The 16,100-nt window shown below is 55.3% G+C and carries 14 protein-coding genes; 9 read left to right on the forward strand and 5 right to left on the reverse strand.

Annotated elements, in window-relative coordinates:
• Positions 1-262 precede the first annotated feature (262 nt).
• A complete protein-coding gene (locus ACQE32_RS13255; protein ID WP_426973152.1) occupies positions 263-1,543 on the forward strand; it encodes a diguanylate cyclase domain-containing protein in 1,281 nt (426 codons plus the stop codon).
• A gap of 38 nt (positions 1,544-1,581) precedes the next feature.
• On the opposite strand, the gene soxS is transcribed toward ACQE32_RS13255, so the two are convergent.
• Positions 1,582-2,010, reverse strand: a complete 429-nt coding sequence (gene soxS / locus ACQE32_RS13260; RefSeq protein ID WP_250651039.1) for a superoxide response transcriptional regulator SoxS — start codon at positions 2,008-2,010, stop codon at positions 1,582-1,584.
• 88 nt (positions 2,011-2,098) lie between these two features.
• Here soxS and soxR point away from each other — a divergent pair, with 88 nt between their 5' ends.
• The 4 genes from soxR to ACQE32_RS13280 all read left to right on the forward strand — a co-directional run bounded on the left by soxR (position 2,099) and on the right by ACQE32_RS13280 (position 6,746).
• A complete protein-coding gene (soxR, locus tag ACQE32_RS13265) occupies positions 2,099-2,566 on the forward strand; it encodes a redox-sensitive transcriptional activator SoxR (RefSeq protein ID WP_085069709.1) in 468 nt (155 codons plus the stop codon).
• 41 nt (positions 2,567-2,607) lie between these two features.
• Entirely contained in the window at positions 2,608-3,276 is a 669-nt protein-coding gene (locus ACQE32_RS13270) for a glutathione S-transferase (protein ID WP_426973153.1), read from the forward strand.
• A gap of 263 nt (positions 3,277-3,539) precedes the next feature.
• Positions 3,540-4,889 carry an NCS2 family permease gene (locus ACQE32_RS13275; protein WP_085069713.1) on the forward strand — a complete coding sequence of 450 codons (1,350 nt, stop codon included), beginning with the start codon at positions 3,540-3,542 and terminating at the stop codon, positions 4,887-4,889.
• A gap of 207 nt (positions 4,890-5,096) precedes the next feature.
• Positions 5,097-6,746: a Na+/H+ antiporter gene (locus tag ACQE32_RS13280; protein ID WP_426973155.1), complete on the forward strand. Its 1,650-nt coding sequence runs from the start codon at positions 5,097-5,099 to the stop codon at positions 6,744-6,746.
• Between the two features lie 27 nt (positions 6,747-6,773).
• Here ACQE32_RS13280 and ACQE32_RS13285 read toward each other — a convergent pair whose 3' ends face one another.
• Positions 6,774-7,676, reverse strand: a complete 903-nt coding sequence (locus ACQE32_RS13285; RefSeq protein WP_427021915.1) for a LysR family transcriptional regulator — start codon at positions 7,674-7,676, stop codon at positions 6,774-6,776.
• Positions 7,677-7,783: 107 nt separating this feature from the next.
• Between ACQE32_RS13285 and ACQE32_RS13290 the strand changes: the two genes are divergently transcribed.
• Together ACQE32_RS13290 and ACQE32_RS13295 are read left to right on the forward strand one after the other, a co-directional pair.
• On the forward strand, positions 7,784-8,209 hold the full coding sequence (locus ACQE32_RS13290) for a CidA/LrgA family protein (protein WP_426973157.1): 426 nt from the start codon (positions 7,784-7,786) through the stop codon (positions 8,207-8,209).
• Positions 8,202-8,903, forward strand: a complete 702-nt coding sequence (locus tag ACQE32_RS13295) for an LrgB family protein (RefSeq protein WP_426973159.1) — start codon at positions 8,202-8,204, stop codon at positions 8,901-8,903. Before ACQE32_RS13290 ends, ACQE32_RS13295 begins: the two co-directional genes overlap by 8 nt.
• 81 nt (positions 8,904-8,984) lie before the next feature.
• On the opposite strand, the gene actP is transcribed toward ACQE32_RS13295, so the two are convergent.
• From actP to acs, 3 genes are all read right to left on the reverse strand, one after another.
• On the reverse strand, positions 8,985-10,646 hold the full coding sequence (gene actP, locus ACQE32_RS13300; RefSeq protein ID WP_426973161.1) for a cation/acetate symporter ActP: 1,662 nt from the start codon (positions 10,644-10,646) through the stop codon (positions 8,985-8,987).
• Entirely contained in the window at positions 10,646-10,954 is a 309-nt protein-coding gene (locus tag ACQE32_RS13305; protein WP_085069725.1) for a DUF485 domain-containing protein, read from the reverse strand. The genes actP and ACQE32_RS13305 overlap by 1 nt, the downstream gene beginning before the upstream one ends.
• Positions 10,955-11,084: 130 nt before the next feature.
• Entirely contained in the window at positions 11,085-13,040 is a 1,956-nt protein-coding gene (acs, locus tag ACQE32_RS13310; protein ID WP_250651031.1) for an acetate--CoA ligase, read from the reverse strand.
• Positions 13,041-13,551: 511 nt separating this feature from the next.
• Between acs and gltP the strand changes: the two genes are divergently transcribed.
• Both gltP and murQ read left to right on the forward strand, forming a co-directional pair.
• The gene (gene gltP, locus ACQE32_RS13315; protein ID WP_426973164.1) at positions 13,552-14,853 is read left to right on the forward strand and encodes a glutamate/aspartate:proton symporter GltP; all 1,302 of its coding nucleotides are present in this window, start codon (positions 13,552-13,554) and stop codon (positions 14,851-14,853) included.
• A gap of 162 nt (positions 14,854-15,015) precedes the next feature.
• The gene (gene murQ / locus ACQE32_RS13320; RefSeq protein WP_427021916.1) at positions 15,016-15,933 is read left to right on the forward strand and encodes an N-acetylmuramic acid 6-phosphate etherase; all 918 of its coding nucleotides are present in this window, start codon (positions 15,016-15,018) and stop codon (positions 15,931-15,933) included.
• Positions 15,934-16,100: the final 167 nt, after the last annotated feature.

Raw genomic sequence — 16,100 nt, forward strand, 5'->3', positions numbered from 1 at the left:
TATCGGCGAATTACAGAGCGATCACCTGCTTTGAGATGAATCTGACCGCCCGTCTTATTGTACCGGGCATGGCATTCAGTCAGTCTTTTTCGAAGTTGCGGGCGCAACCGCTTCGCCCTTTTTATGCACGCCGCTAGCGCTGCGTCTGCCCCTATTATTCAGGACCTATTTATGACCAGGTTGCTTTCTGCTGCTGACATCGGTCTCAGGCATCGCCCACAGCCCAGCACATCGTTTCCCGGCCTCTGTTACGGAGGACGATGTGATTAAATCTCACCCTCACTTTTCTGAAACCGCTCCGGCGATCGCGCGTCCCACACTGCGCAAATCGCTGCAGCGTATTCATCTGATCATTATCGTTGTTTCCATGACGATTTCCTGCATCTCTTTGTCCACGCTTTCCCTGATTGCGTTACGTAACTATGCAGAAAATAACCTGGAGCTATTGGCCTCAACGCTGAGCTATACGGTGCAGTCGGCAGTAATAAAAGGCGACGGACAGATTATCCGCGAAGCGCTGGCGGAAATTGGCGGGCGTGGCTGTCTGGCCGACGGACGGGTGTATGACGGACAGGGGCGGTTATTAGCCAGCTGGCATGAGGCCTCGCATCAGAGCAAAAACGGCCTGGAACGCCTGATTGCGCGCTGGTTTTTTCCGCAGCCGATGAGTATACCGGTGATGCATGGTGGGGAAGAGATTGGAAAGATCTGGCTTATCGGTAACGCCAGTCAGGTTATCCAATATATCTATAAAACGCTTGCCTGGCTGGCTGCCAGCCTACTGACCACGGCAACGCTGGCTTCACTGCTGTCGCGGCGGATGCATGCCGGGATTATACAGGCGCTGCAAAGTATTACCCTGGTAACCCAGGATGTACGGCAGCGTCGCGCTTTTGGTCGCCGGGTTCCTGCTGCTGAAATCGCTGAGCTACAGGCGCTCAGCCATGATTTTAACTGCCTGCTGGCGGAGCTGGACGAATGGCAAAGCCATATGAAGCGTGAACATGACTATCTGACGCATCAGGCCAGTCATGACAGCCTGACCGGCTTAATGAACCGTATCGCATTTGAACAGGCGCTGACTCAGGCTTTTGCTGATAACGCGCAGCGACAAAGGCTGGCAGTGCTGTTTATTGATGGCGATCGCTTTAAGCAGATCAATGATACATGGGGACATGCGGCAGGCGATGCCATTATTACCGCCACCGCACAGCGGCTGCGCGCGCAGGTAAGAAAAACAGATATCGTGGCGCGCCTCGGCGGCGATGAATTTGCGGTTCTGCTGCGTAATATCACTGAGCCGGAGGAGATAGCCACGGTAGTCGAGCATCTGATGATCAGCATGGAAAGTCCGCTGCTTTTGCCGGACGGCGAGCCAATTATCTGGTCGGTGAGCATTGGCGCAGCGATGGGAAAAAATGCGCGATCCACAGAAGGGTTAATGGCTCAGGCAGATGCTGCTATGTATCACATCAAATCGCTGGGCGGCGGATGGTACTTATCGCCGCTGCTACAAAGCCATCCACAGGCTGAAATAGCCTGAAAGCGGCCCGGCAAACGCGCCGGGCCTGGCTTACGCTTTTAACCGCTGACCGGGCAGCAGATGCCGGTGGTACGCTGGGCGTAACTGCCAATAACATCGTTACGATTATAATTAACGGAACGCTGACGCAGCGCGCTTTGACGACGCATGCTGTGGCGATAGGCCGTGGGCGTTTGTGAAAACTGACGGCGGAATACGCGCGAAAAAGTTTGCTGCGAGTCAAAACCATACTGCATCGCAATATCAAATACCGGACGCTGGGTCAGAGTAAGAGCTTCCGCCGCCAGCGTCAGTCGACGCTCGCGAATATAGCTGCCCAACGTCTGTTTCGTTACGGTACGGAACATACGTTGCAGGTGCCATTTTGAGTAGCCTGCTTTGGCGGCGACTTCATCGATGGACAAGTTTTTATCTAAGTTCTGATCAATCCAGTCAGTCAGAGAATGAATAATGTCGTTATGCATCATGACTACGTCCTTCTGATGAGATTTTAAGCGTTGCGGGTTAATGGGGTGGGAGTATAATTCCTCAAGTTAACTTGAGGTAAAGCGCAAAATGAAAAAAAACAGTTCTCCCAAACCGGTACTGACGCCAGGCGAAGTGGCGAAACGTAGTGGGGTAGCGGTTTCCGCGCTGCATTTTTATGAGGCGAAAGGGCTGATCGCCAGCACGCGCAATGGTGGAAATCAACGGCGCTACAGCCGTGATGTGCTGCGCCGCGTGGCAATCATTAAAATTGCCCAGCGCATCGGCATTCCCCTGGCGACGGTTAGCGAAAGTCTGGCGCATATGCCGGTCGAAAAGCGTATTTCGCCTAAAGCCTGGGAAGAACTCACAGAGCAGTGGCGCGCCGAGCTAACGAAACGGATCGAGACCCTCACGCACCTGCGTGACGATCTTGACGGCTGTATCGGCTGCGGCTGTTTATCGATGCGCGACTGTCCGTTGCGCAACCCCGGCGACCGGCTGGCGGAGAAGGGCACCGGCGCGATCCTGCTCGATCCGCAGCGCGAAGAGGAGTAGCCGCTATACTGGAGGCTGGCGCTTAACCACAGGAATCGGTCATGATCGTTGTCCATCATCTCAACAACTCCCGTTCTCAGCGCATCCTCTGGCTACTGGAAGAGCTGGAGCTGCCCTATGAAATCCGGCGCTATCAGCGTCAGGCAAATATGCTGGCGCCGGAGGCGCTGAAACAGGTGCATCCGTTGGGGAAAGCGCCGGTTATCAGCGACGGCAATCGCGTAGTGGCTGAATCGGGCGCGATTCTGGAATATCTGGCGGACCGCTACGATGCCCAACAGCGGTTGACGCCGCAGAATGAAGAGGAAGCGTTGCAGAGTCGTTACTGGCTGCACTATGCGGAAGGGTCGCTGATGCCGCTGGTGGTTATGCGCCTGATCTTCAGCAGAATGGGCAAGCCGCCGGTGCCCTGGCTGTTGCGTCCCATCGGCGCAGCCTTCGGTAACGGCGTGCGCAAAGGCTTTATCGATAAGCAGCTGGCCACGCATCGTGAGTTTATCGAGCGACATCTGACTACCCATAGCTGGTTCGCTGGCGAACGGCTTACGCTGGCGGATTTTCAAATGAGCTTTCCTGTTCAGGGGCTGGCGGCGCGCGGCGGGTTGAATAATATGCCGGCAACGCAGGACTGGCTTGCTAACATTATGCGTCGTCCCGCCTGGCAGCGCGCCATTCAGCAGGGCGGCGAACTCGATCTGGCGGCGGAGTAGCCAGATAAAGAGGACGTAACGGCTCTTCCTTGCGAATTATCCTGGTTCAGGCGTAAACAGCAGTTGAAAATATGCCCGTAAAGGCAGGATAATCGTTTGCCTTTTTACAGGCCACTATTGCGGCCTAATTCGCGCGGCGAAGTAATCGTTTGCTTTTTTTACTGGCGTCTTCTGTTCATTTCACGCCAGCATCTATCCAGGGATATAAAAACGGTGCGTTCTGTCGCCGCGCAGGCTGTCATCCAAAAATAATGAGGTTTTTCATGTCGACTCCAACACAACCCGCGCGTCGCTCGCTTGATAGCTGGTTCCAAATTTCTGCGCGCGGCAGCAGCGTGCGTCAGGAGATCCTGGCGGGTTTAACCACCTTCCTGGCGATGGTCTATTCGGTGATCGTAGTACCGGGAATGCTGGGTAAGGCGGGCTTTCCGCCCGCTGCGGTGTTCGTTTCCACCTGTCTGGTGGCCAGTTTTGGTTCCATTATTATGGGGCTGTGGGCAAACCTGCCGATGGCAATCGGCTGCGCCATCTCACTGACCGCGTTTACCGCGTTTAGCCTGGTACTGGGGCAGCAAATCACCATTCCGGTGGCGCTGGGCGCTGTTTTCCTGATGGGCGTACTGTTTACCCTGATCTCCGCCACCGGCATTCGCGCCTGGATTTTGCGTAACCTGCCGATGGGCGTGGCGCATGGTACCGGCGTTGGTATTGGCCTGTTTTTACTGTTAATCGCTGCGGACGGCGTTGGCCTGGTGGTAAAAAATCCTGCTCCCGGTCTGCCGGTGGCGCTGGGGGATTTTACCTCTTTCCCGGTTATGATGAGCCTGCTGGGTCTGGCGGTGATTTTCGGTCTGGAAAAACGCCGTGTGCCGGGCGGCATCCTGCTGACAATCATTGCTATCTCTTTGATTGGTCTGGCGGTGGATCCGGCGGTCAGCTTTAAAGGGTTGTTTGCCATGCCCAGCCTGCGCGACGCAAATGGTCAGTCGCTGCTGTTCAGCCTGGATATTGGCGGCGCGTTGCAGGCGGCGGTACTGCCAAGCGTACTGGCGCTGGTGATGACGGCGGTATTTGATGCCACCGGCACGATCCGCGCCGTGGCCGGACAGGCTAACCTGCTGGATAAAGACGGGCAGATCATCAGCGGCGGCAAAGCGCTTACCACCGATTCGGTTAGCAGTATTTTTGCCGGCCTGGTCGGGGCATCACCGGCGGCGGTCTATATCGAATCGGCAGCCGGAACCGCAGCGGGCGGTAAAACCGGCCTGACGGCGATTGTAGTCGGTCTGCTGTTTTTGTTGATCCTGTTTATGTCGCCGCTGGCCTATCTGGTTCCGGCCTACGCCACCGCTCCCGCGCTGATGTATGTCGGGCTGTTGATGTTGAGCAACGTTGCGAAAATCGACTTTAATGATTTTGTCGATGCGATGTCCGGCCTGCTGACGGCAGTGTTTATCGTGCTGACCTGTAACATTGTTACCGGCATTATGCTGGGCTTCGGCGCGTTGGTGATTGGTCGTATATTTGCTGGCGAATGGCGTCGGCTGAATATTGGCACCGTGATTATCGCTATCGCTCTGGTGATCTTCTATGCCGGAGGTTGGGCGCTTTGATCGTTCAGGCGCGGCCGCAGTGCCGCGCTTTCCTTTATTTTTCCGTCACTTTCCTCTGATTTCTTTCATCTACAAAGAAATATCCTGAAGCGTAAACGATCGCACGCCATGTTTTTAACAGCTCGATCGTTTTGTTTTACACTGCTACGGGGTAACCCCAGGGTAATCGATTCACATATGCCTGTTGGAAGAGGCTATAAGGAAAGCATGGAAATCTTTTTTACTATTCTCATTATGACGCTGGTGGTGTCACTGTCCGGCGTTGCCGCCCGTATTATCCCGTTCCAGATCCCTCTGCCGCTGGTGCAAATCGCCGCCGGTGCGCTATTGGCATGGCCAACCTTTGGCCTGCATGTGGATTTCGATCCGGAACTGTTCCTGGTACTGTTTATTCCGCCGCTGCTGTTTGCCGACGGCTGGAAAACGCCGGTCAATGAGTTCCTGCATCATGGTCGGGAAATCATGGGACTGGCCTTAATGCTGGTACTGATTACGGTTGTGGGTATTGGCTATCTGATCTACTGGATGGTGCCAGGCATTCCGTTAGTGCCCGCCTTTGCGCTGGCAGCGGTGCTGTCGCCGACCGATGCCGTGGCCCTTTCCGGTATTGTTGGCGAAGGCCGTATTCCCAAGAAGATTATGTCGATACTACAGGGTGAAGCGCTAATGAATGACGCTTCCGGCCTGGTATCACTGAAATTTGCCGTCGCGGTGGCGATGGGAACCATGGTCTTTACCGTCTCCGGCGCGACGGTGGAATTTTTTAAAGTCGCGATCGGCGGTCTGCTGGCGGGCGCTGCGGTCTGCTGGATATTTGGTAAATCGCTGCGTCTGTTCAGCCGCCTGAGCGGTGACGATCCCGCAACACAAACCGTACTGCTGCTGCTGCTGCCGTTTGCCTCTTATCTGATTGCGGAGCATCTGGGCGTATCGGGTATTCTGGCGGCCGTGGCGGCCGGTATGATGATCACCCGTTCCGGTATTATGCGTCGTGCGCCGCTGGCGATGCGTCTGCGCGCCAACAGTGTCTGGCAGATGCTGGAATTTGTGTTTAACGGCATGGTGTTTTTGATGCTGGGCCTGCAGTTGCCGGGCATTCTGGAAACCTCCATTACCGAAGCCAATGCCGATCCTAACGTTGAGCTGTGGATGCTGTTTACCGACATCCTGCTGGTTTACGCCGCCTTGATGCTGGTGCGTTACGGCTGGCTGTGGGTCATGCAGCGCATCAGCAAGCGTTTCCTGAGCAAAAAACCCATGGAGTTCAGCAATTACAGTTCGCGTGAATTGCTGATCGCCTCCGTAGCGGGTGTTCGCGGTGCGATTACGCTGGCTGGCGTGCTGTCGATTCCGCTGTTTCTGCCTAACGGCGAGGCGTTTCCGGGGCGTTATGAACTGGTATTCCTCGCAACCGGCGTTATTCTGTTCTCGCTGTTCGTGGGCGTGATTGTTCTGCCATTACTGCTGCGCGGGATTGATGGCATCGACAAGTCCGTACATCGCCGTGAGCTACAGCAGGCGCGGGCGATCATGGCGGGCGTGGCGATTGACAGCCTGTATAAGATGGAAGAGCGGCTGGCGCATGACACGGAAGAGAATGTGGATAACGAGCTGCTTAAAGAGGTGAGCTCGCGCGTGATCGGTAATCTGCGTCGTCGTGCTGACGGGCAGGGCGATCTGGATAATGCCCATATCGCCGAAGAGCTGGAACGCCGCTTCCGACTTACTGCGCTGCGCGCCGAACGTGCCGAACTTTATCATCTGCGCGCCACGCAGCAGATCAGCAATGAAACCATGCAACAACTGTTGCGCGATCTCGATCTGCTGGAAGCGCTGCTGGTAGAGAAAGATCATTAAAAGCGGCAGGCGGGCACCTTTGCCCGCCTATACCCACAGGGTCGGCGCATCGCCCGGCCAGTATTCACGGCAGCAGTCAATCCACGCCTGCGCGCTGCGGGAAAGATAGCTGCCTTCTCGCCAGATCAATCCCAGCGTCCACGCCAGTTCCGATTCCAGCGGCAGCCACAGCAGCGATTGCTTATCCAGCCGCTGACAGATCGGCTCTGGTAAAATCGCCACTCCCATCCCCGCCTGCACCATCGCCGCCAGAAAATCCCATTGTCCACTGCGTACCGCGATCTGCGGCGTCAGGCCTTCACGCTGGAAAGCCTGCTTTAGCTGCCGGTTAAGCGAAAACTCTTCGTTAAAAATCAGCAGCGGGTGCCGGGTGACCTCCGCCAGCGAGACGCTGGTACGCTCCAGCCAGGGCGCGGCGTGCGGCACCAGCACGCACAGCGGATGACGCATCAGCGTCAGCGTGTTGAGCGGTAGCTGTTCATCTATCGGCAGGGCGGTAAGCGCTAAATCCAGGCTGCCGGAGAGAACCGCTTCCTGCACCGTCAGCCCGCCGGACTCAACGATTTTTAACGTAATGCCGGGATAACGCTGGCGAAATGCAGAGACAGAACCGGCAATTTGCATACCGACCATAGGCGGCACGCCCAGCCGCAGCTCACCGGTTTTCAGCTGATTGATATCGCCAATTTCCTGCTGCAGCTGTTTGAACTCCTGCAAAATCATCAGGCCGCGTTGATAAACCACCTGACCGCTGTCGGTCAGGTGTAGCCGACGGCCTTCACGCAGCAGCAGCTTGCAATTCAGTTCATCCTCCAGCTGACGCAACATTTTGCTGATGGTTGGCTGCGTCACGAATAGCGCTTCAGCCGCGCGGGTAAAGCTTTGCTGACGCACCACCTCAACAAAGTAGCGTAACGCCCGAACATCCATCAACTATTCCTTTTATGCATACTTTGGATAATTTTAATTCATTTTTTTCACCCTTTGCCAGCGCCGTATACTGACAGTCATCACAGAAACAGGGGGAGAAAATCAAAATGGCTCTGGCCTTAAGCCCGCAGAAAACGGGATGGTTGCAACGTTTGCAGGTGCCTGTACAGGTCGCTATTTATGTCGGCCTGTTTATCTGCGCGCAACAGCTGGTGAGTTGGCTGCATCTGCCGTTACCCGCCAATATTGTTGGTATGCTGCTGCTGCTGGCGCTGTTGGCGTTGCGCATCATGCCACTGAAATGGGTCAAGGCGGGCGGCAACTGGCTGCTGGCAGAGATGCTGCTGTTCTTTGTTCCGGCGGTAGTCGCGGTGGTCAACTATGGCGATCTGCTAAAAACTGAGGGCTGGCGTATCTGCGTAGTGATTGCGCTAAGCACCCTGATGGTGCTGGCGGCAACGGCGCTGGTGGTGGACAGAGTTTACCGGCTGGAGATCTGGCTGGCGCAACGTAAGCAGGCGCGCCATGAATAATCTCATTATTAGCCTGCTCTGTTTTATCGCCACGCTATGCATCTACTTTCTTAATAAACGACTCTACCGCCGCTGGCGCAAACTGCTGCTGATGCCGCTGGTGCTGACGCCGCTGCTGCTGGTGGGCATGCTGCTGGTGATGCATATCTCCTGGCAGAACTATATCAGCGAGAGCCGCTGGCTGCTGTGGTTACTTGGCCCGGCGACCCTGGCGTTTGCGGTGCCGGTCTATGAAAACCAGAGCATTATCCGCCAGCACTGGCTTTCGCTGTCGGTTGGCGTGGTCACCGCCACGCTGGTGGCCGTATGCAGTTCGGTCTGGCTGGCGCGTCTGCTGGCGCTGCCGGAAATTATCCAGCGCAGCCTGGCGATACGCTCCATCACTACCCCTTTTGCGCTGGCGGCGGCAAAGCAGGTAGGCGGACAGCCCGATCTGGTGGCGCTGTTTGTGGTGCTGACTGGCGTATTCGGTATGGCGGTCGGCGACGTACTATTTCTGCGGCTGGCGGTAAAACAGGGCATGGCCAAAGGTGCAGGTTTTGGTGCCGCATCACACGGTGCCGGTACCGCGCGCGCTTATGAACTGGGGCAGCAGGAAGGCGTGGTCTCCAGCCTGGTCATGATGCTCTCTGGCGTGGTAACGGTGATCATCGCGCCGCTAATTGGTCAACTGATGTGGGCCGCAGCCCGGTAGCAGGCGCCTTAACGGCGAGGCTAAATAAAAACAGGGCCCGTAGGCCCTGTTGTAAAGGATGATAAAGTTGGAGCGTGACGATCAGTGCGTCTTGCCCTGATCGATACCCAGCCCGGTTTGTGAACGAACAAACTGCGAGTGGAACAGCTGACGCTCCTGGGCGCCTTGCGCCGAATGGTCGGTGACAGAGAACAGCCAGGTGCCGATAAAGGCTGCCAGCATCGAGAACAGCGCCGGATACTCATACGGGAACACCGGAGATTCATGTCCCATCACCTGAACCCACACGGTAGGGCCGAGGATCATTAGTATCACCGCCGTCAGCAGACCCAGCCAGCCGCCCACCATCGCACCGCGCGTGGTTAGCCTCGACCAGTACATCGAAAGCAGGATAATCGGGAAGTTACAGCTGGCGGCGATAGAGAAGGCCAGCCCCACCATAAAGGCGATATTCTGTTTCTCAAACAAAATACCCAGGGCAATAGCCACTACACCCAGCACCAGCACGGTGATTTTCGATACGCGCAGCTCCTCGCGTTCGTTGGCCTGCCCCTTACGCCATACGCTGGCATAAAGGTCGTGCGAAACCGCAGAGGCGCCGGCCAGCGTCAGTCCGGCGACCACCGCCAGAATAGTGGCGAACGCCACCGCAGAAATAAAGCCGAGGAAGGTGCTGCCGCCGACCGCATTCGCCAGATGCACCGCTGCCATGTTGTTGCCGCCAATCAGCGCACCAGTGGCGTCTTTAAACATCGGATTTGCACCCACCAGCAGGATCGCGCCGAAACCGATAATAAAGGTCAGGAAATAGAAGTAGCCCATAAAGCCGGTGGCCCAGAACACGCTTTTACGCGCCTCGCGGGCATCGCTCACGGTAAAGAAGCGCATCAGGATATGGGGCAGCCCGGCGGTACCGAACATCAGTCCCAGCCCCAGCGACAGCGCTGAAATCGGATCGTTTACCAGCCCGCCGGGACGCATAATTGCCTGGCCGTTAGGGTGTACTGCCATCGCCTCGGTGAACAGCGTATTGAAGCTGAAGCCGACCGTTTTCATCACCATAATTGCCATAAACGACGCGCCGAACAGCAGCAGCACCGCTTTGATAATCTGCACCCAGGTGGTGGCCAGCATGCCGCCGAACAGCACATAGAGCACCATCAGAATGCCCACCAGCACCACGGCAACGTGATAATCCAGGCCAAACAGCAACTGGATCAGTTTGCCCGCGCCCACCATCTGGGCAATCAGGTACAGCGCCACCACCACCAGCGAACCGCAGGCGGAAAGCGTGCGGATCGGTTTCTGCTGTAAGCGGTAAGAGGCCACATCGGCAAAGGTATAGCGCCCGAGATTACGCAGCCGTTCGGCAATCAGAAACAGAATGATCGGCCAGCCGACCAGGAAGCCCAGCGAGTAGATCAAACCATCGTAGCCGGAGGTGTAGACCAGCGCGGAAATACCCAGAAACGAGGCGGCGGACATAAAGTCGCCGGCGATCGCCAGCCCATTCTGAAAACCGGTAATATTGCCGCCGGCGGTATAGTAGTCGCTGCGCGATCGGGTGCGTTTCGACGCCCACCAGGTGATCCCCAACGTACCGGCGACAAACACCAGAAACATGATAATCGCCTGGTAGTTCGTTCCCTGTTTTTGCACTGCGCCAGTCAGCGCGTCGGCAGCCAGCAGCGGCAGCGGAAACAGCAGAGCGAGCCCCGCCGTAAAGCGTTTTAGCCCGTTCATTATTTCACCTCATCAAGGATCTGTTTGGTCAGACGATCGAACTCGCCGTTGGCACGCCAGACATAAACGCCGGTGAGCAGAAAAGAGATAACAATCAGGCCGACGCCGATGGGAATACCGCGCGTGACGTTGGTGCCTTCATGCAGCGGGGTTCCCAGCCAGTCGGGCGCAAAGGCGATAAGCAGAATAAAGCCAACATACAGGATGAGCATGATAATGGTGAGAAGCAGCGCAAAACGCTGGCGCTTTTGCACCAGCAGTTTAAAGCGCGCACTCTTTTCTATTCGGGCATAGATAGCGTCGTTCATTACAGCGTCTCCAGAGGTAAGAAAAGCGCAAAGGATTTTTTATCGTGTTATGACGTCTGTTTTTTCCCGGCTGGCAGAACCCGCCGAGTCGCGTGCTGACTACGCCGGGCGGCCCTGAACCGCCCGCCGATTATGGCATGGTAATCCCCTGTTTTTCCTCGAGCAGTTTTTCCACCACGCCGGGATCGGCAAGCGTCGAGGTATCGCCCAGGTTGCTGGTATCGCCCGTGGCGATTTTGCGCAGAATACGTCGCATAATCTTGCCGGAGCGGGTTTTTGGCAGTGAATCAGTCCAGTGCAGAATGTCGGGCGTAGCGATCGGCCCAATCTCTTTACGCACCCAGTTGCGAACCTCCGCATAAAGCTCCGGCGTTGGTTCCTCACCGTGGTTCAGCGTGATATAGGCGTAAATCGCCTGTCCTTTAATTGAATGAGGAATACCCACCACGGCCGCTTCGGCGATTTTGGCATGGGATACCAGCGCCGATTCAATTTCAGCGGTGCCCAGACGATGCCCGGAAACATTCAGCACATCATCCACGCGACCGGTTATCCAGTAATAGCCATCTTCATCGCGTCGCGCGCCGTCGCCGCTGAAGTACATATTTTTAAAGGTAGAGAAGTAGGTTTGCTCGAAGCGTTCATGATCGCCGAACAGGGTGCGCGCCTGGCCCGGCCAGGAATCAACGATGACCAGGTTGCCCTCGCAGGCTCCCTCTTGTGAATGACCCTCGTTATCCACCAGCGCAGGCTGAACGCCAAAGAAAGGTCGGGTGGCCGATCCCGGTTTCAGCTCAGTAGCGCCGGGCAGGGGAGCGATCATAAAGCCGCCGGTCTCGGTCTGCCACCAGGTATCCACTATCGGGCAGCGGCTGTCGCCAATTTTTTTGTAATACCACTCCCAGGCTTCCGGGTTGATAGGTTCCCCCACCGATCCCATGATACGCAGCGAAGCGCGGCTGGTGCCGGCAATCGCCTTGTCGCCTTCCGCCATCAGAGCGCGGATCGCCGTTGGCGCGGTATAGAGTAGCGTTACCTTATGTTTATCAACCACTTCCGCCATGCGGCTTGGCTGCGGCCAGTTGGGCACGCCTTCAAACATCAGCGTCGTGGCGCCACAGGCCAGCGGACCGTAAAGCAGATAGCTGTGACCCGTGATCCAGCCAACGTCAGCGGTACACCAGTAAACATCGGTCGGATGATAATCAAACACATACTTAAAGGTCGTGGCGGCATAGACCAGATATCCGCCGGTGGTGTGCAGCACGCCTTTCGGCTTACCGGTAGAGCCGGAGGTATAAAGGATAAACAGCGGATCTTCAGCGTTCATCTCTTCCGGCTGATGATGGGCGCAGGCGCTGTTCATCAACTCATGCCACCAGCAGTCACGGCCGTTTTGCCAGTTAATTTCATTACCGGTGCGCTTCATCACCACCACATGATTAATGGTGGTAACGCCCGGATTTTTTAGCGCGTCATCAACATTTCTCTTTAAAGGAATGGTACGACCTGCACGCACACCCTCATCGGCAGTGATCACCAGTTTCGCGCTGGAGTCGATAATACGACCCGCCACCGCTTCTGGCGAAAAGCCACCGAAAATAACCGAATGCACCGCGCCGATGCGTGCGCAGGCCAGCATCGCGATCGCCGCTTCGGGCACCATCGGCATATAGATAGCAACGACGTCGCCTTTGTTAATATTCAGTTCTTTAAGAACGTTAGAGAAGCGGCAAACCTCGCGATGTAGATCGCGATAGGTCAGGGTTTTACTTTCTCTGGCGTCATCGCCTTCCCAGATAATTGCCGGATGATCGCCACGCTCATGCAGATGCCGGTCAAGGCAGTTGGCGGCCAAATTCAGCGTGCCGTCTTCGTACCAGCGAATGCTGATATTTCCGGGAGCAAAGGAGGTATTTTTAATTTTGCTATAGGGCTTAATCCAGTCCAGGATTTTGCCCTGTTCGGCCCAGAACGCGTCGGGGTCCTGCACCGATTGTTGGTACATTGCCTGGTACTGTTCCGCATTAATCAGGGTGTTTTCCGCAATATTGGCGGGAACGGGATGCTTAATTATTTGGCTCATGGCTGATCTCCTTGAAGTTGTTAATAATATGTCAATCAAAGGTTAATGACAGCGAGAGGCAGCGCTTTGTTTCCTTTTTGCGCGATAGATCACGGGAATAGTAAATGCGATGAAAAATGCAGGGTTTTTATTAGTCTGATGGCAAAACGATAACGCTTCATCTTCTGATTAAGTGTAGGTAATGACGCGCAGAATTGTTGAAAAAAACAGCAAACGGTATCGCTGCGTTAATGCATAGCTATGCTAAAAGCACGGCCTATATTACTTTTCATAACATAGAGTTAGTGTATCAATAACCTAAAGGCATTTATCTTGCCCTGGCACAATCAGACGAAACAGCGTGTCGGAAAGGTTGCTTTTCGCCCGTTGATAATGGTACTTATCAACGGCCCTTTTCCGGGCGATACCATCAATAACCCTCGATTTTACCGGACTTTGTCCCTTTCCCTTATATGTGTCAGCGTCCGCGCTTCCCAGGCGAAATCAGGGTTTGTTAAGGAAATGAAACACTATGAAAGGTTTTAAAATCAGCCTTGCCTGGCAAATACTGATTGCATTGGTGCTGGGTGTCATCGTTGGTGCGATTTTGCATAACCAGCCTGAGGATCGTGAATGGTTAATCACCAATATCCTCTCGCCCGCCGGTGATATCTTTATTCATCTGATCAAGATGATTGTTGTGCCTATTGTTATCTCTACCTTAGTGGTGGGTATTGCTGGTGTAGGCGACGCAAAGAAGCTTGGACGCATCGGCGTCAAAACGATTGTCTACTTTGAAGTGATTACCACCATTGCCATCGTGGTAGGGATTACCCTGGCGAACGTGTTTCAGCCTGGCACCGGCATTGATATGTCGACGCTGGCAACGGTGGACATCTCTAAATATGAAGCCACTACCGAACAGGTACAGAGTGGAGCGCACAGCCTTGTTGTCACCATTTTGTCGCTGATCCCACAGAATATTTTCGCTGCGATCGCCAAAGGCGATATGCTGCCGATTATCTTCTTCTCGGTGCTGTTTGGTCTGGGCCTTTCATCGCTACCGTCCGAGCATCGCGATCCGCTGGTGAAGGTGTTCCGTTCGGTTTCGGAGACCATGTTCAAAGTCACGCATATGATCATGCGCTATGCGCCGATTGGCGTGTTTGCGTTGATTGCCGTGACCATTGCTAACTTTGGTTTCTCCTCGCTCTGGCCGCTGGCGAAGCTGGTGCTGCTGGTATACGCCGCTATCCTGTTTTTCGCCTTCGTGGTGCTGGGCACGGTGGCGCGTATGTGTAAGCTGAAAATCACCACGCTGATGCGTATCCTGAAGGATGAGCTGATCCTCTCTTACTCAACCTCCAGCTCGGAAACGGTGCTGCCGCGTATTATGGAGAAGATGGAAGCCTACGGCGCGCCGAAAGCCATTACCAGCTTTGTGGTGCCAACCGGTTACTCCTTCAATCTGGACGGCTCTACTCTGTATCAGAGCATTGCGGCGATTTTTATCGCTCAGCTCTACGGCATTGAGCTTTCGCTGATGGATGAGATCGTGCTGGTGCTGACGCTGATGGTGACCTCAAAAGGCATCGCTGGCGTACCGGGCGTCTCGTTTGTGGTGCTGCTGGCGACGCTGGGTAGCGTTGGCATCCCGCTGGAAGGGCTGGCGTTTATCGCTGGCGTCGATCGCATCATGGATATGGCGCGTACCGCGCTGAACGTAGTGGGCAATGCGCTGGCGGTACTGGTTATCGCCAAGTGGGAAGATCAGTTTGATAACGCCCAGGCGAAAGAATACGAACAGCAACTGCGGCTACAAACCGCACGTTAACAGGCTGTTAGCCTCAACGCCGCCCTGGTATCATGCCCGGGCGGCGTTTTTTTTCGCCCGCAGCAAACCGTTCCACTGCGTACAGTTTCATTCTGATAACGAGTTGCTCATTATAGAGCGTCTAAACCGGTTTGCTGCATGAGCGTATACAAGGGAGTTGCTATGAGTCTCGATCTGTCACGTATGATCACCGAAAGCCGCAATCCTGCCAGTGAAAACATTGATGAACTGGCAACGGAGGCGATGCTGCGCGTTATTAATAATGAAGATAAAAAGGTGGCGCTGGCCGTCGAGGCGATCGTGCCGCAGATAGCGCAGGCGGTAGACGCCATCACCGCCGCCTTTCAGCGTGGAGGCCGCCTGATTTATAGCGGCGCAGGTACCTCAGGACGCCTGGGTATTCTGGATGCAAGTGAATGCCCGCCAACCTTTGGTACCCCGCATGAGCAGGTCATTGGGCTGATTGCAGGTGGACATCGGGCCATTTTACAGGCGGTGGAAAACGCGGAAGATAATGCAGATATGGGCGCGGCGGATTTACAGTCCATTCAGTTTAGCGAACGGGATGTGCTGGTTGGCATTGCCGCCAGCGGGCGTACACCCTATGTGCTGGGTGCGCTGGATTACGCTAAACGTCAGGGGGCCGTTACCGTGGCGCTGACCTGTAACCCTGACAGTGAGATGGCACGCGTGGCGCAGATTGCCTTAACGCCGGTTGTCGGGCCGGAAGTGGTAACCGGCTCATCACGCATGAAGGCCGGAACAGCACAAAAGCTGGTGCTGAATATGCTGACCACCGGCGCGATGATCCGCAGCGGAAAGGTCTTTGGTAATCTGATGGTGGATGTGGAAGCCACTAATCAGAAGCTGGTGCAGCGTCAGATTAATATTGTCCGGCAGGCGACCGACTGTAGCGCTGAGGCGGCGCAGGCGGCACTGGCAGACTGTAACGGCCATTGTAAAACCGCCATCCTGATGGTGCTGGGCCAGCTTTCAGCGGCAGAAGCTACCCACCTGCTGGCGCAGAATCAGGGCTTTATTCGTCAGGCGCTGCAACAGGCGCTTGCGCAAAACCTGTAATTTCTCACGGGCAGCTAACGCACAGGGCTTCACAGGTTAGCTGCTTCATCCTGCTTTTTTATCCCTTTTATCACGCGATTTCTCTTACCCTAAATAAAATCTTATAGATGGAATTAACCCCACTCTGCGCTGCTTTTTTCAGCAAGCGCCTGCCGTCACGCTTAAAA

The sequence above is a fragment of the Pantoea sp. FN0302 genome (assembly GCF_050113775.1).
In the GTDB taxonomy this organism is placed as follows: Bacteria; Pseudomonadota; Gammaproteobacteria; order Enterobacterales; family Enterobacteriaceae; genus Mixta; species Mixta alhagi.